A 15,909-nucleotide genomic window follows, 5' to 3' on the forward strand; every position below is an offset into this window, starting at 1 on the left:
GGAAGTCAATTTTGTCGGAAATTATGATGAGAATAATAATTTTAGCATTGATATTCAGGCGTTAGGTCGCAGATTTGTAACTAAGTGAACAAAGACAGATTGCGGCGGTTGGTACGTGAAATTATAATAAAAACCGGTTCTGATTTTTATAAAACACTCGCAATGAGGTGGTAAATGGCTATCGCAGATCTGGATAAACAACCCGATTCTGTATCTTCCGTGCTGAAGGTTTTTGGCATCCTGCAGGCGCTGGGTGAAGAGCGCGAAATTGGTATTACCGAATTGTCGCAACGCGTCATGATGTCGAAAAGCACCGTTTATCGCTTTTTGCAGACCATGAAAACGCTGGGTTATGTGGCACAAGAAGGCGAGTCTGAGAAGTATTCCCTGACCCTGAAATTATTTGAACTGGGCGCGCGTGCGTTACAGAACGTTGATCTGATCCGTAGCGCTGACATCCAGATGCGCGAACTTTCGCGTCTGACCAAAGAAACGGTACACCTCGGTGCGCTGGATGAAGACAGCATTGTCTACATCCATAAAATCGACTCGATGTACAATTTGCGCATGTATTCCCGCGTCGGTCGTCGTAATCCGCTGTACAGCACCGCCATTGGTAAAGTGCTGCTGGCATGGCGCGACCGCGAAGAAGTGAAGGAAATTCTTGACGGCATCGAGTACAAACGTAGTACAGATCGTACAATCACGAATACTGATGAATTGCTGGTACTGTTGGATAAAGTCCGTGAACAGGGCTATGGCGAAGACAACGAAGAGCAGGAAGAAGGACTGCGCTGTATCGGGGTACCGGTGTTTGATCGTTTCGGCGTGGTCATTGCGGGTCTGAGCATCTCATTCCCGACGCTGCGTTTTTCTGAAGAACGTTTGCACGAATATGTCGAAATGCTGCACACCGCAGCGCGTAAGATTTCAGAGCAAATGGGTTATAACGATTACCCGTTCTGATTTTAACGCGTTGGATACGCAAAAAACCCGATACGCGGTATCGGGTTTTTTTACGACCTGTCGTCGTAGCCGTCGCAAATAACGTACTGATTTTTTTGCTGCTATATTAACCGTTATCGATAACGACGGTGCTTTTCCTCAACAGGGGACAATCTGACAGGCCAATGATGCCGCTGTTGGTATGGACGTATTGCGCGGTGCTGGTCCCGCGGGCGGTCAGATATTGACATTGCAGGCCCAGACCTGCTGCAGTCTCCTTACTGCCTATCAAAACGCCGTAGCCACTCAGTAATAAACCGATCCAAACCAGAGCGAGTAACACAATTGTGCGGATAATCAGACGCATTACAACCTCTTATCTTTTCTCGTTATGAGTAGATTAGCCTGTACATGGGATGAAACAAGTGAATCATTCCTAAAAACATTTAATGCCGTTACAGTTAACTTAGGGTTTAGGTAACTCATGATAATTTATCAACATAAGCTGTAGATTTGGAGAGTGGAGTTGGAGTGAAAAAAATTCGATGGGTGGTCCTGATAGTTGTCGTGCTGGTATGCATACTGATGTGGGCGCAGGTGTTCAACATCATGTGCGATCAGGACGTACAATTTTTCAGCGGAATTTGCGCCATCAATAAATTTATTCCCTGGTAAGCGCATTTCAGTAACAGTTGATTACCTTCTTGTGCGGCAATGGTAAACTACGCTGTCTACATTGAGGTGGTGAAATGAACGAAGTTTTGAATTCTGGCGCGTTGAGTTTTGCGTCTTTAGCGGTATCGGTGGTGGTTCTGGTTGTCGGGCTTGTATTGTGGTTTTTCATCAATCGGGCAAGTTCGCGTACTAACGAGCAGATTGAACTGCTTGAGGCGTTGTTGGACCAGCAAAAACGACAGAACGCATTGCTCCGTCGTCTTTGCGAAGCTAACGAACCGGAAAAAGCAGAAGAGCCTGCCGCGGTGCAAACTCAGGATGAAGATGATGACATCATTCGTCTGGTAGCCGAACGGTAGTAAACAGAAAGACAGGGTGAGAGTCTGTAGATGCTATTCTCAGATGCTTCATCCTGTCGTCAACGATATCAGATTATTTTCTTCTGCAACAATCCGGCAATTACTGCGCCAGCACACGTGGAGCCTGCGTTTTTCCAGATGCTCTGACCAATTAATATCTTATCTCTGGTTCGACATAAATATAATTATCCATAGATTAATAATATGATTGTGTCATTTTTGTGATGCCGATCGTTTTATTATCAGCGAAACGTTTCTCTTACTTTTTTTTGTGCATTGTCATCATTCTTTCATTATTTTGGTGCAAAACCAGAATGCCGATCTCATTTTTACGCTTGTGATATTTTATGCATTACTAAGCATAAAAAATGATATCTGGCAGAGGCTGTGACAGATAATCTGGAACAGTTGAACCTGATGAGCTATGGTAGAAAAGTCCCTGCTACGGCGCAGGCCAGCCGGGGCAAGGGGAGAGAGGCGAGGATATATTGCTACTCGGCCTGGCGCATAACTGTGCAGTTGTTGTTTGATGAACTGCGGGATTTGTGCGACCGATCGAGACACGTTTAAAAATGGCTTGCCATTATTAACGTTGTATGTGATAACACGGTTTGGGTTAAACGAGGTACAGTTCTGTTTATGTGTGGCATTTTCAGTAAAGAAGTCCTGAGTAAACACGTTGACGTTGAATACCGCTTCTCTGCCGAACCTTATATTAGTGCCTCAAGCAGTAATGTCTCAGTTTTATCTATGTTATGCCTGCGGGCGAAGAAAATACTCTAAGGAATTTTGCAAATGGCAAAGATTAAAGGTCAAGTTAAGTGGTTCAACGAGTCTAAAGGTTTTGGTTTCATTACTCCGGCTGATGGCAGCAAAGACGTGTTCGTACACTTCTCCGCTATCCAGGGTAACGGCTTCAAAACTCTGGCTGAAGGCCAGAACGTTGAGTTCGAAATTCAGGACGGCCAGAAAGGTCCGGCTGCTGTTAACGTAACAGCTATCTGATCGATACCACTGATTTGAAGCGCTCAGGCGCAACCAATTCAGATATAAAGCCTCGCGTATGCGGGGCTTTTTAATTCAAATTACGTCAAAATATTTCTGAATGCCTCTCCATTAGCGCTTTGTTGCAAAGGCGTGATGTTCGTAGCATTGTTTTCCCCGCTTTCTCCCGGCAATTCCCGTTAAATCAGTCACCTGAAAAACTATCTTGCTGGAGCCCCGGTGAAAAAGAAAAACGACGGCGATGCGCGCAATTTTACTCCCGTACGTTTTGCCCTGCTTTGTGTGGCAATACTGTTGAGTCTGGGATTGTTGCTTGGTCGGGTTGCGTGGTTACAAATCGTCACCCCAACGAGTCTGGTCAAGCAGGAGGATATGCGTTCGTTACGTGAAGTCACAATCGCCTCACCGCGCGGGATGATTACCGACAGAGAAGGACGTCCCCTCGCAGTAAGCGTGCCGGTGAATGCAGTTTGGGCCGATCCCAAGACCATTATTAGCAAGGGGGGCGTGGGTTATAACGAACGTTGGCAAGCACTGGCCAGAACCCTGCATCTGTCACTCAGTTCACTGGCGGAACGTGTAAACAGTAACCCTGCCGGACGTTTTATCTATCTGGCACGACAGATTTCCCCACAGCAGGCAGAGTGGGTCGATGATCTTAATCTCCCAGGGATCAATCTGCGCGAAGAATCACGCCGTTTCTATCCCGCAGGTCATGTGGCGGCGAATCTCATTGGCTTTACCAACATTGATGGACAAGGTATTGAAGGCCTGGAGAAAAGTTTCAACAGCCAGTTGATGGGTAAACCCGGCTCTCGTCTTGTGCGCAAAGACAAGTTCGGGCATGTGATTGAAAATATCACGGAAGTGATGCCGGTCCCCGCGCACGAATTGCAGCTCAGTATTGATGAGCGTTTGCAGACGGTGACTGAAGATGCGCTGGACAATGCCGTGACATGGAATAAAGCGGATTCTGGTGCGGCGGTGCTGGTAAGTATTGCCACCGGTGAAATCCTGTCGATGGCGAGTTTTCCCGATTTTAACCCTAATAACCGCGAAGGCGCGGTACTGGATGATTTCCGCAACCGTGCAATTAGTGACACCTTTGAGCCTGGCTCAACCGTCAAACCATTAGTGATCATGACCGCTCTCCAGCAGGGGATTGTGCAGCCTGACAGCGTAATTGATACCCACCCCTTTAATGTTGATGGTCATCGTATCCGCGACGTCGGGTTTTACCCTGAGCTATCGTTGACTGGTATTTTGCAGAAATCGAGCGATACCGGTGTGTCGCACCTTTCGCTGGCAATGCCGGTGCAGAAACTGCTGGATACCTATAAAAGCTTTGGCTTCGGCGATCCAACCGGCTTAGGCCTCACCGGAGAAAGTAGCGGCTTAATGCCTCAGCGACGTTACTGGAGCGATTTGGACCGCGCGACCTTTGCATTCGGCTACGGGTTAATGGTGACACCGCTCCAACTGGCACATGTCTATGCCACTATCGGCAGTTTTGGCGTCTACCGACCGCTTTCAATTACCCGTATCGACCCACCGGTGATAGGAACTCGTGTAATGCCAGAAGCGCTGGTGCATCAGGTTGAACATATGATGGAGAGCGTTGCGCTACCCGGCGGCGGTGGGACCAAGGCTGCGGTGAGGGATTATCGTGTTGCGGTGAAAACCGGGACGGCAAAAAAAATAGGCGATGACGGTAAGTACGTCGATAAATACGTGGCGTATACGGCAGGGGTTGCCCCTGCCAGTGATCCGAAATTCGCGCTGGTGGTGGTGATAAATAACCCACAAAACGGCGCTTACTACGGCGGTGCGGTATCGGCCCCGGTGTTCAGCCAGATAATGGGCGATGTCCTGCGTCTGGAAAACGTGAAACCCGACGGGATGCCAGCCGATTCAGACCATCTGTTGGTGATGCACGGTAATAGCCTGGCCTCGCCGTCGCTGTAAGTTATTTTCGCGGGGCGCAAATCGCGTTACACTTGCGCCCTTAAATCACCAGCCGGAGTTGTCATGTCGTTTTCCTGTCCCCTTTGTCATCAGCCTCTTACTCAAGCGAATAACAGTTTTGTGTGCCCTGGACGGCATCAGTTTGATGTGGCGAAAGAGGGATATGTCAATCTGATGCCGGTTCAGCATAAGCGGTCGCGCGATCCGGGTGACAGTGCGGAAATGATGCAGGCTCGGCGGGCATTTCTGGATGCCGGGCACTATCAACCGCTGCGCGATGCGATTGTGGATGCGCTCAGCAAAACGCTGGGAACAAGTGATGCGTCAATTCTGGATATCGGCTGTGGGGAAGGGTACTACACCCACGCTTTCGCGGATGCGATAGCGGGCTGTACAACTTTTGGCCTTGATGTCTCCAAAGTGGCAATTAAAGCCGCGGCCCGACGCTATCCGCAGGTGACCTTTTGCGTTGCCTCCAGCCATCGTCTGCCTTTTGCCGATGCGTCAATGGACGCCATTATCAGGATCTACGCACCCTGCAAAGCGCAAGAGTTGGCTCGTGTGGTTAAACCGGGCGGTTGGGTAATCACCGCCACGCCGGGTCCGCGTCATTTGATGGAGCTGAAAGGGCTGATTTATGATGAGGTGCGTTTACATGCGCCACACACAGAGCAACTGGACGGTTTTGTTCTGCAACAGAGTATTGCGCTGGGGTATCAGATGCAGCTTAAGGGTAGCGAGGCCGTTGCGTTATTACAAATGACGCCGTTCGCCTGGCGGGCAAAGCCGGAAGTGTGGGAAACGTTAGCAGGAAAAACGAAGTTTGACTGCCAGACTGACTTTAGTATTCATATCTGGCAGCGTGTAGATTAACCGTGGAAGTGTGCCCAGAGGATCTGGGCGCCGATACCAATCAGGACCACCCCGCCTAAAATTTCCGCGCGTTTGCCCAGCATCGGGCCAATAAAACGACCGATCATCATCCCGAGCGTAGACATAATTAATGTGGCGCAGCCGATGGCCAGCGCAGTGGCAATAATGTTGACCTGCAGGAAAGCCAGACCCACCCCGACGGCCATCGCGTCGAGACTGGTGGCAATGGCAGTGGTGACCAGCAGCCAGAAACCGTGACGGCGCTGGGGCTCTTCATCTTCATCATCGTTGTCACGAAAGCCTTCGATTATCATTCGGCCGCCTAAAAAGATCAGCAGAATGAAGGCGATCCAGTGGTTCCACTCCAGCACGAATTTGCTGGCAAGCATGCCCATTCCCCAGCCAATCAGTGGCGTAAGGGTCTCGACTGCGCCAAAGATAAGGCCGGTACGCAGAGCTTCAGAGAATTTAGGTTTATGTAAGGTGGCGCCTTTGCCAATTGATGCCGCGAAAGCATCCATCGACATGCCGAAAGCGAGAAGAACGGTAGCGGTGAGATTCATAACAGCGTCCTGACCGGGGTATTCCATAAAACACATCACTGCCCCCAGTAACCATGCACATAAGCTGGAATCACTGTAAATACAGCGCCATTCAAATATGCATTGCAGTTGATGTGCCTATGGTCTCGCCTGACTAAACGTGATGTTCAGTCCGTACGTGCCACGTTTTTCAACGAGTATGTTGACACGTACATTTCCGGAGTCTGGAAATCGGCTACTCCCCAACGACGGGCGCAACCTTAACATATTTTTGGAATATAAAACAAGAAACGCAGAAATATTATTTGACTTCTAAATGAAAACAATTTTCATTTAGATTTATTTATAGATAAAACGTTAAATTAAATAACATGTGGGAGGGGGGATATAGCCTTAGCTATGTTTGTTTTTCACTGAGATATAAAAAACATAGTTCAGGCTATATTTGTAATCTATTGATTTGAAATGAGAAGTTTATATATCTTCTCCAGGTCGTCTATATTTCGTACGCGAATAAGCAATCGTCTCTGTTCTAATTGCATCACCAGCACACCATCTTCTGATAAATTCATCTCTTTAATCCGGTTATATTCAATCCAGACATTGGCGAAGAAAAAACCTTTTTGTTTGAAAATAATTTTGGGCGTACGGATCCAGAACAGATACAACCCCATTAACACCAGTGCACATAATAACCATGTGGTGAATTGTGCGCCGTGGCTGGTGATGTTGTTGTAGATCAGAATAACAATCAAACCGATGAAGATAACGCTGTCGACTCGACTGCGTGGAAGCAGGGCAACAGTCAGTAGAGTGGGGCCATTACGGCGGGGCATGATGAACTGATCGTAAATGGCATACGCCAGCAGCGATAAGATAAAAAGAACCAGCACCAGGTCCGTGATAGTCATGAATCCTCAACCCTCTAAATAGAAAAACCGGGGGCAAGCCCCCGGTGATGTACAACAGTCTTACAGGCCGAGCAGGCCGACAGCGTAGCCCGCGATACCGATGACGAAGAAGCCAACGATAATCCACAGCGGGTTCACTTTCTTACGCAGAAGCCACATACAGGCGAAAGTCAGCAGCAGCGGAACCAGGCCCGGCATCAGCTGGTCAAGGATAGTCTGCACAGTGGTGACGCGAGTCTGACCATCCTGACCGGTGATAGTGGAAACCACCAGCGGGATGTTTACGTGCGTCCACTTGTTAACCAAGGCCCCCATGACAAACAGGCCGAGGATTGACGCCCCCTCAGTCAGTTTCTGCAGGAAGCCGCCGCCCATATCTTTAACGATATCGACGCCTTTACGGTAGCCATATGCTACACCGTAATAACGGGTTGCCAGACGTACCAGGTTGAACAGGATAAAGAACAGCAGTGGCCCAAGCAGGCTACCGCTCATTGCGATACCCGCGCCGAGCGCGGCAAATACCGGACGCACTGTACCCCAGAAAATCGGGTCGCCCACGCCTGCCAGCGGCCCCATCAGACCCACTTTGATACCGTTGATAGCACCATCGTCAATCTCAGCGCCATTCGCACGCTGTTCTTCCATCGCCAGCGTAACGCCCAGAACCGGTGCCGCTACATAGGGATGGGTGTTAAAGAATTCCAGGTGACGCTTAATAGCCTGCTTACGTGCGTCGTTGTTTTCCGGGTACAAGCGGCGGATAGCCGGCACCATGGAGAAACAGAAACCCAGCGCCTGCATACGTTCGAAGTTCCATGAACCCTGAAACAGGTTAGAACGAATGAACACGCCACGAATATCACTCGGAGTGAGTTTTTTCTCGGTGGTAGTTTTAGTCATATCAACCATTTCGCTCACCTGCTAGTCCAGTTCGTTATCAAGATCGTTGTTACCCGCCGCCTGTACTGGCGCACCGGCTACGCGGTTATATTTCGGGCTCAACTGAATGTAGAGGATGGCCATTACGGCACCAATCACACCCAGAGCAACCAGGTTGAAGTTAGTAAATGCCGCGGTGACGAAGCCAAGGTAGAAGAACGGCATCAGGTAGCCTGCGCGCATCATATTGATGACCATCGCATAACCGACCACGACGATCATGCCACCCGCAATATTCAGGCCGCCGGTAACGACTTCCGGAATCGCGTTCAGCATGCTCTGAACTTCACTGGTACCGACAGAAATCGCTACGATTACCGCTGGGATAGCGATACGCATAGCCTGCAGGAACAGGGAGGACACGTGCAGCCAGGAGAGCGCTGTCAGGTTGCCGTTTTCGGCCGCCTTATCCGCCGCGTGCTGGAAGGCTACGGTGATGGTACGAACGATAATGGTCAGAACCTGGCCTGCTGCTGCCAGCGGGATAGCCAGCGCGATGCCTGCACCGATACTTTGGTGACCGGCAATAACCAGAACGGTAGAGATAATGGAAGCCAGTGCGGCATCAGGCGCAACTGCAGCACCGATGTTCATCCAGCCCAGAGCGATCATTTCCAGGGTACCACCGATGATAATACCGGTTTTCATATCCCCGAGAACGGCACCAATCAGCGTACAGGCCACCAATGGACGGTGGAACTGAAATTCATCGAGTACCGACTCCATACCCGCGATACATGCGACGATGAACACCAGCACAATCTGAAGAGTGGTAATCTCCATTGTACTTCTCCTATTGCTATACAGACTTAAGTGTGAAAACTAAGTAAATGCCAGGTGGTTATTTCGCCTTGGCAATCAAATCCATCATTTTCAGTTTCTGATCGGTAGAAACCTTACGGGCTTCGAGTTCAATACCGCGTTCGTTGAGTTTCTTGAAGGCTTCGATGTCTTTTTCATCCACCGAAATCGCGTTGTTTACCTGCGTTTTACCCTGGCGGAATGCCATGCCGCCAATGTTAACAGAGGTAATTTTTACGCCACCTTCAACGATGCGCTCTACATCGGTAGGGTTGGTGAACAGCAGCATTACACGCTCACCGGCGTATTTCGGGTTGTTATAGACGCGGATCATTTTCGCGACATCAACCACGTGTGCTGTAACGCCTGGCGGGGCGACCTGAGTCAGCAACGTCTTACGCACGGTATCAGCAGCGACTTCATCGCTGACGACAATAATGCGCGTTACGTTGGTTTCTTTGGTCCAGCGGGTTGCCACCTGACCGTGGATTAAACGGTCATCGATACGCGCGAGGCCGATCTGCATATAGTCATTCGGGCCCATAGGTTTCGCGGGTGCCGCTGCCTTAGGTGCTGCGACGGGGGCAGGTGCGGCTTTTTCAACAGGTTTTGCTTTCAGCGCTTTTACGCCTTCGCTACCCGTTTCAACCGCCAGTGCGACTAATTCATCGAAGCTGGGGTTGTCGTCACGCGCCATGAAGGTTTCGACCAGCATGGGAATGTTCACGCCTGCGATAACTTCGTAATGCTCTTTATCGACGACAATGCGGCTCGCAGCGTTAAACGGGCTGCCTCCCCATGTGTCAACGAGAAACAGCACGCCTTTACTGGTATCCAGTTTTGCCAACTGAGCGTTATACTTTTCAATCAGCGTTTCGGCATTTTCGCCTGGAACGAAATCGATCCAGCCGACGTTTTCCTGCTCGCCTAACAACATCTCTGCTGTTTTAAGTAACTGCTCTGCAGCCCAACCATGTGTGCCTATTACAATAGCAATGGTCACTTGCTACCTCCTTTATTATCGTTAACACATCAACGTGAAGATGCATTTTGAATCGCTCGTCCGCAATCGAATCGATTCAGATAAGGGTTACAAAGAAAAACCTATGATTTTCGTGAATTATTTTAGATATCGAAAAAAATATTTTATGTGATGAAGATCCGTAATTTAACTTCCGATCATAAGAAATTTCGAAGGGTGAAATATCTCCGAAACAACTTATTGCAAAGGAAGGTAAATCTTTGCTAAAAACCGGTTGTCTCTGTTATGTTTAGCATCTGTTTAATTACTCAGGAGTATAGGGCAGTAGCCCACCATATGGATCGTCACCGACGTCATTTCACCATCAGGCCGCTTTGCGCCTGTCAGATTGGCACTTTTTGCCACAAATTTTCTCTGCATATCGCTTTAACGCCTGAGATGTTCAGGGCGCAGTTTGGTCATTCCTTAAGCAGGAGCTTGTCATGGAACTCTTAATGGACCCGCAGATTTGGGTGGGTTTGCTCACGCTTGTCGTTCTCGAAATTGTTTTGGGTATCGATAACCTGGTCTTCATTGCGATCCTGGCTGATAAGCTGCCGCCGAAACAGCGAGATAAAGCGCGTTTAATCGGTTTGTCACTGGCGCTGATTATGCGTCTGGGCTTGTTGTCCGTGATTTCGTGGATGGTAACGCTGACGAAACCGCTGTTTACGGTAATGGACTATGCGTTCTCCGGGCGCGATCTGATTATGCTGCTGGGGGGTATCTTCCTCTTGTTCAAGGCTACGACAGAGCTGCATGAGCGGCTGGAAAACCGTGAACATGATACCGGGCAGTCAAAAGGCTATGCGAGTTTCTGGGTCGTGGTGACGCAGATTGTTATCCTCGATGCGGTGTTCTCACTGGATGCGGTCATTACTGCAGTCGGTATGGTCAACCATCTGCCGGTGATGATGGCGGCGGTGGTTATTGCGATGGCGGTGATGCTGCTGGCGTCGAAGCCGCTGACGCGATTTGTGAACCAACATCCGACGGTGGTGGTGCTGTGTCTGAGCTTCCTGCTGATGATTGGTCTGAGCCTGGTTGCCGAAGGCTTTGGCTTCCATATTCCGAAAGGTTATCTGTACGCGGCGATTGGCTTCTCCATTATTATCGAACTGTTTAACCAGATTGCCCGTCGTAACTTTATTCGCCACCAGTCGACACTGCCGCTGCGTGCGCGGACTGCGGATGCAATCTTGCGTCTGATGGGCGGTAAACGTCAGGCCAGCGTGCAGATGGAATCCGACAATCCGGTGCCGGTTCCCGTTCCGGAAGGCGCATTTGTGGAAGAAGAACGCTATATGATCAACGGTGTTCTCTCACTGGCATCCCGTTCATTACGCGGCATCATGACACCTCGTGGTGAAATTAGTTGGGTCGACGCTGATTTGAGCGTAGCGGAAATTCGCGAACAGTTGCTTTCTTCTCCACACAGCCTGTTCCCGGTGTGTCGCGGCGAACTTGATGAAATTATCGGTATCGTGCGTGCTAAAGAGCTGCTGGTGGCGCTGGAAGACGGTGTGGATGTTGCAGCGATTGCGTCTGCCTCGCCGGCAATTGTCGTCCCGGAAACGCTGGACCCGATTAATCTGTTAGGCGTGCTGCGTCGTGCCCGTGGTAGCTTTGTCATCGTCACTAACGAATTTGGTGTGGTGCAGGGGCTGGTAACACCGCTGGATGTATTAGAAGCAATTGCGGGTGAGTTCCCGGATGCCGATGAAACCCCTGAAATCATTGCTGATGCCGGTGGCTGGTTGGTGAAAGGCGGCACCGATCTGCACGCGCTGCAACAGGCACTGGACGTGGATACGCTGGTGGATGAGGACGAAGACATCGCCACCGTAGCGGGGCTGGTGATTGCGGCTAACGGTCACATCCCGCGTGTCGGTGATGTTATTGAGGTCGCACCGCTGAGCATTACGATTGTCGAAGCCAATGACTATCGTGTGGATTTAGTTCGCATTGTTAAAGAACAACCCGCTCACGACGAAGACGAGTAAACGGGGTTAGCGAAACGGCATAATGGGCATGATATGGCGCCCGTTATGCCTGGCGGGTGGTGGTGTACTGCCCGCCAGCCATTTGGGAAAATCGCGCAGCGGCATCGGCTTCGCATACAAAAAACCTTGCAATAAATGTACGCCATGACGGCGTAAATGCTGTGCCTGTGCCTGCGTTTCTACGCCTTCAGCCACCAGTTCGATATTCAGCCTTTTTCCCAGCGCGATAATGATGTCTGTGACGGTTGAATTCACGGCGTCGGTTCCTATCGCCGAAGTAAATGATTTATCAATTTTCAACACATCCGGGCGCAATTTTTCCAGCCAGGAGAGTGAACTGTTTCCGGTACCAAAATCGTCAATCGCCAGCTTAACGCCGAGGCGATTCAACTCGCGCACGATCCGATAATCCACATCCAGTAAGGCATCGCGTTCGGTCAGTTCAATAACCAGTTGCTGGATGGGATGCTGGCTGAACCAGTACTGATTGAGGTCTTTTAACAGCGTACCGTGGCGGAAATGGCTGGCGGCAACATTGATACCGATATGAAACTGGCTACTCATCGGAAAAACGTGTCGTTGCTGAATGGTTTCTGCGATGACATGACGGGTAAGAGGGACAATCAGGTTGTGCTCTTCGGCGATAGGAATAAACACTTCCGGCGAAATCCAGCCCTGACGCGGGTTGTTCCAGCGCAACAGAATTTCCACGCCCATACATTGCTGGGTCTGCGCATTCAGCAGTGGCTGACAAAACAACTCGAACTCATGCGCCGCGAGAGCCAGATTAATCTCCCAGGAAAAACTCATTCTGCTGGCGGTTGCCAGCCAGGCAAGGTAGCCCACCAACAGGCTCAGGATCACCGCCAGCGGTAGTTGTGTCGGCAGATGTTTCATCGCCAATTCACTGGCGCCTGGGCCGGTGACGCTGATCGTGAAGGGGAAATGTTGCGATGAAAGCTGATAACGTTTTTCATCGTTTAGTGTAGGCAAGGTCTCGACAACACCTTGTCCGTAGAGCAGGTGGCGGTTGCCGACGGTTAAACTGGCATTGGTGATTTGCGGTGGCTGGGGTTCCAGCAGCATGGTTGCCAATAAATCAATATTGACGATTTCCAGTACCCCATTTTCACCATCCGCGGAGGCCGGATACCACTGCGTCAGAATGGGACTACCTTTAATCAGCGAATGGTCGGTAGACAACAGCAGTTGTGCCTCCCGGCTCGGCAATTCAGGCTGAATTTGGCGGATAGGCACATTGCGATAGCCAAAAATACTGGAGCAATAAAGAATCCCCCCCTGAATCAGACTGATGGAGCGCACGGTTTGTAGTCTGGCAGCATGTTTGCTCAAGGGTAAACGCGCCACCGAGCAGGGAAGACCAATCAACGGGAGCAGCATGTCGCGCCCGGCCTGCAGTGGGAGCAGCACATCATCCAGTGCTTCAACGGCATGATTAGCAAAAGTGACGGTGTAACGGTGATTTATATTACGCTCCGAAATAAATCGGACCGTTAATGTGAGGATGAGCGTCAGTAGTGCACATATTGTGCAGACGATTAAGCGATTACGGCGATAGTTTTGAATGATCCGTTGTGCTGTTTGCATGCGGGCCGCCCGATAAGCCGTTGGTCCCAGAAGCCAACAGCAACAGAGCAAGTGTAGTGGGGAAAATTACAGTAGACGAGCAAGAAGGGGTAAATTCGCCCATCCGTCGCAGATGGGCGAAAATTAAGTATTAGTCACACTGGACTTTGATTGCCAGGCCACCACGTGATGTTTCGCGGTATTTGGCGTTCATATCTTTGCCTGTTTCGTACATGGTTTCGATGACTTTATCCAGCGAGACGCGCGGTGCGCTGGTACGACGCATCGCCATACGTGCGGCGTTAATCGCCTTCACGGACGCAATAGCGTTACGTTCGATGCACGGAACCTGCACCTGTCCAGCAACCGGGTCGCAGGTTAAGCCCAGGTTGTGCTCCATACCGATCTCGGCAGCCACACAAACTTGTTCCGGGCTGGCGCCCAGTAGCTCAGCCAGACCTGCAGCAGCCATGGAACATGCCACGCCGACTTCACCCTGACAGCCCACTTCGGCGCCAGAGATAGAGGCGTTCATCTTGTACAACGCACCAATTGCGCCCGCCGCCAGGAAATAACGGGTGTAGATATCCGGGCTGACAGATTCAATAAAGTGATCGTAGTAAGCCAGAACGGCAGGCACGATCCCGCAGGCACCGTTAGTGGGGGCTGTTACTACGCGACCACCCGCAGCGTTTTCTTCGTTAACCGCCAGCGCAAACATGTTCACCCAGTCGATCACGTTCATCGGATCGTTGGAGAGCTTGTCGCTGGAGACCAACATACGGCGCAGGGCAGAGGCACGACGAGGAACGCGCAGCGGTCCCGGCAGAACGCCTTCGGTGTTCATCCCACGATCGATACAGGCCTGCATGGTTTGCCAGACGTTGCCAAAGTACTCTTCAATCTCTTTCTTGCTGTGCAGTGCGAGTTCGTTCTGCATCACCATGCCAGAGAGAGACAGACCGGTGCTGTTGCAGTATTCCAGCATTTCGGTCGCGGATTTGAACGGATAAGGTACGCTGACTTCGTTCGCTGCATCCTGGCCAAAATGTTCTTCATCAACGATGAACCCACCGCCAATGGAATAGTACGTTTTGCTGTAAATGACGGTTTCGCCGTTGTACGCATGGATCTGCATCCCGTTTTCATGCAACGGCAAATTGCCGTTGTGAAAACGCATGCCGTCATTCTGTGGGAAATCCACTTCGTGTTGACCCTGCGCAAGCAGCAGGCGGCCACGCGCTTCTACATCGCGGATAAATCCGGGAATGCTGTCAATGTCCACGGTAGCAGGCTCATTGCCCGCCAGACCCATAATAATGGCGATATCGGTGTGGTGACCTTTACCTGTGAGCGACAGTGAACCATACACGTCGACGGCAACACGGGTAACGCTGTCCAGTAATCCTTTTTCGACCAGGTCATCGACGAACTGTTTACCCGCCTTCATAGGCCCTACGGTATGGGAAGATGAGGGACCAATCCCCACCTTAAACATGTCGAATAGACTAATCACGATAATACTCCTACAGGGCGACTGGGCTTTCCAGTAACGATGTTATAACTGCGCATAGTGTAAGAGGGAACGCGGCGATCGGCTTAACTATTCACATGAATTAAACTAATAGATAACCGCGGTTTTACTAATGTTGTGACCTGAGTTTCAAGTTGTCTATGGCGTGCGTAAAGATAAGTATAGTCAGGGCTTCACGCCAATTTGCAGCGCCAGCTCACGAATTATTCCGGCGGTCATTCCCCAGACGAAATAGTGTTCATACCAGGAAAGCCACACGCGATGTGAATCGCCGCGGCGGTAGATATCGAGGGGATGGTAACGACCTAAATGCAGGGCTTGCGCCAACGGCATTTCAAACACCGCTGAAACCTCATCTTCACTTGCCCGATACGGTAAATTGGGCGGGATGATGCCCACCACCGGTGTGACCTGGAATCCGGTCACACTATCGACCGGCGGCAGCACGCCAATAACCTCAACGGATGAAGGCGGAATAGCCACTTCTTCCTGGGCCTCGCGCAGGGCGGCGGCAATTAGCGAAGCATCGCTGCTGTCCACCGCGCCTCCAGGAAAGGCGACCTGCCCGGCATGTTTTCGCAAATGAACGGAGCGCTGAGTCAATAGCAACCCTGGCTGTGGGCGACGGACGATAGGGATCAGTACGGCGGCCTGGCGTTGGTTTAGCGCATCATGATTTACCTGCGGGCGCAGGAGTTGAAAACGTGATAAAAAATCATCAAGCGTCAGGCTGCTGTTTTCCACGA

Annotated in this window: 17 protein-coding genes and 1 riboswitch; of the genes, 8 read left to right on the forward strand and 9 right to left on the reverse strand. The window is 50.6% G+C overall.

From position 1 onward, the window contains the following. Positions 1-174: 174 nt before the first annotated feature. The gene (gene kdgR / locus FDX19_RS03525) at positions 175-966 is read left to right on the forward strand and encodes a DNA-binding transcriptional regulator KdgR (RefSeq protein WP_137381626.1); all 792 of its coding nucleotides are present in this window, start codon (positions 175-177) and stop codon (positions 964-966) included. Between the two features lie 106 nt (positions 967-1,072). Here the strand turns inward: kdgR and FDX19_RS03530 are convergent, their stop codons facing one another. Further along, positions 1,073-1,312, reverse strand: coding sequence for a YobH family protein (locus FDX19_RS03530; protein WP_137381627.1), 240 nt, complete (start codon positions 1,310-1,312; stop codon positions 1,073-1,075). 164 nt (positions 1,313-1,476) lie between these two features. On the opposite strand from FDX19_RS03530, the gene mgrB reads away from it, so the two are divergent. The 6 genes from mgrB (at position 1,477) to rlmA (ending at position 5,822) form a co-directional block, all read left to right on the forward strand. Then, entirely contained in the window at positions 1,477-1,620 is a 144-nt protein-coding gene (gene mgrB / locus FDX19_RS03535; protein ID WP_003034977.1) for a PhoP/PhoQ regulator MgrB, read from the forward strand. A 74-nt stretch (positions 1,621-1,694) separates the two neighbouring features. Beyond that, the gene (locus FDX19_RS03540; RefSeq protein WP_137381628.1) at positions 1,695-1,979 is read left to right on the forward strand and encodes a YebO family protein; all 285 of its coding nucleotides are present in this window, start codon (positions 1,695-1,697) and stop codon (positions 1,977-1,979) included. A 639-nt stretch (positions 1,980-2,618) separates the two neighbouring features. Further along, a complete protein-coding gene (locus tag FDX19_RS03545) occupies positions 2,619-2,762 on the forward strand; it encodes a DUF2627 domain-containing protein (protein WP_003034983.1) in 144 nt (47 codons plus the stop codon). A gap of 12 nt (positions 2,763-2,774) precedes the next feature. Further along, a complete protein-coding gene (gene cspE, locus FDX19_RS03550; RefSeq protein WP_001062678.1) occupies positions 2,775-2,984 on the forward strand; it encodes a transcription antiterminator/RNA stability regulator CspE in 210 nt (69 codons plus the stop codon). A gap of 219 nt (positions 2,985-3,203) precedes the next feature. Next, complete coding sequence (ftsI, locus tag FDX19_RS03555) at positions 3,204-4,949, forward strand: peptidoglycan glycosyltransferase FtsI (RefSeq protein ID WP_137381629.1); 1,746 nt, start codon at positions 3,204-3,206, stop codon at positions 4,947-4,949. Positions 4,950-5,012: 63 nt separating this feature from the next. Further along, on the forward strand, positions 5,013-5,822 hold the full coding sequence (gene rlmA, locus FDX19_RS03560) for a 23S rRNA (guanine(745)-N(1))-methyltransferase (RefSeq protein ID WP_137381630.1): 810 nt from the start codon (positions 5,013-5,015) through the stop codon (positions 5,820-5,822). Here rlmA and mntP read toward each other — a convergent pair. From mntP to manX, 5 genes are all read right to left on the reverse strand, one after another. Then, positions 5,819-6,385 carry a manganese efflux pump MntP gene (gene mntP / locus FDX19_RS03565; protein WP_043016042.1) on the reverse strand — a complete coding sequence of 189 codons (567 nt, stop codon included), beginning with the start codon at positions 6,383-6,385 and terminating at the stop codon, positions 5,819-5,821. The genes rlmA and mntP overlap by 4 nt on opposite strands. Positions 6,386-6,391: 6 nt before the next feature. Further along, positions 6,392-6,620: riboswitch (yybP-ykoY riboswitch) on the reverse strand. 196 nt (positions 6,621-6,816) lie between these two features. After that, positions 6,817-7,275: a DUF986 family protein gene (locus tag FDX19_RS03570; RefSeq protein ID WP_137381631.1), complete on the reverse strand. Its 459-nt coding sequence runs from the start codon at positions 7,273-7,275 to the stop codon at positions 6,817-6,819. A gap of 60 nt (positions 7,276-7,335) precedes the next feature. Then, the gene (locus tag FDX19_RS03575) at positions 7,336-8,187 is read right to left on the reverse strand and encodes a PTS mannose transporter subunit IID (RefSeq protein WP_003833769.1); all 852 of its coding nucleotides are present in this window, start codon (positions 8,185-8,187) and stop codon (positions 7,336-7,338) included. Between the two features lie 12 nt (positions 8,188-8,199). Further along, on the reverse strand, positions 8,200-9,000 hold the full coding sequence (locus tag FDX19_RS03580) for a PTS mannose/fructose/sorbose transporter subunit IIC (protein ID WP_005122174.1): 801 nt from the start codon (positions 8,998-9,000) through the stop codon (positions 8,200-8,202). Between the two features lie 58 nt (positions 9,001-9,058). Next, a complete protein-coding gene (gene manX / locus FDX19_RS03585; protein WP_005122176.1) occupies positions 9,059-10,021 on the reverse strand; it encodes a PTS mannose transporter subunit IIAB in 963 nt (320 codons plus the stop codon). 461 nt (positions 10,022-10,482) lie between these two features. Between manX and yoaE the strand changes: the two genes are divergently transcribed. Beyond that, complete coding sequence (gene yoaE / locus FDX19_RS03590) at positions 10,483-12,042, forward strand: CNNM family cation transport protein YoaE (protein WP_048211405.1); 1,560 nt, start codon at positions 10,483-10,485, stop codon at positions 12,040-12,042. 6 nt (positions 12,043-12,048) lie between these two features. On the opposite strand, the gene FDX19_RS03595 is transcribed toward yoaE, so the two are convergent. The 3 genes from FDX19_RS03595 to FDX19_RS03605 all read right to left on the reverse strand — a co-directional run bounded on the left by FDX19_RS03595 (position 12,049) and on the right by FDX19_RS03605 (position 15,907). Continuing rightward, the gene (locus tag FDX19_RS03595) at positions 12,049-13,650 is read right to left on the reverse strand and encodes an EAL domain-containing protein (protein ID WP_137381632.1); all 1,602 of its coding nucleotides are present in this window, start codon (positions 13,648-13,650) and stop codon (positions 12,049-12,051) included. Between the two features lie 130 nt (positions 13,651-13,780). Next, entirely contained in the window at positions 13,781-15,145 is a 1,365-nt protein-coding gene (gene sdaA / locus FDX19_RS03600; protein WP_137381633.1) for an L-serine ammonia-lyase, read from the reverse strand. Between the two features lie 183 nt (positions 15,146-15,328). Next, a complete protein-coding gene (locus tag FDX19_RS03605; RefSeq protein ID WP_137381634.1) occupies positions 15,329-15,907 on the reverse strand; it encodes a CoA pyrophosphatase in 579 nt (192 codons plus the stop codon). Positions 15,908-15,909 lie beyond the last annotated feature (2 nt).

The organism is Citrobacter sp. wls619, from assembly GCF_005281345.1.
In the GTDB taxonomy this organism is placed as follows: Bacteria; Pseudomonadota; Gammaproteobacteria; order Enterobacterales; family Enterobacteriaceae; genus Citrobacter.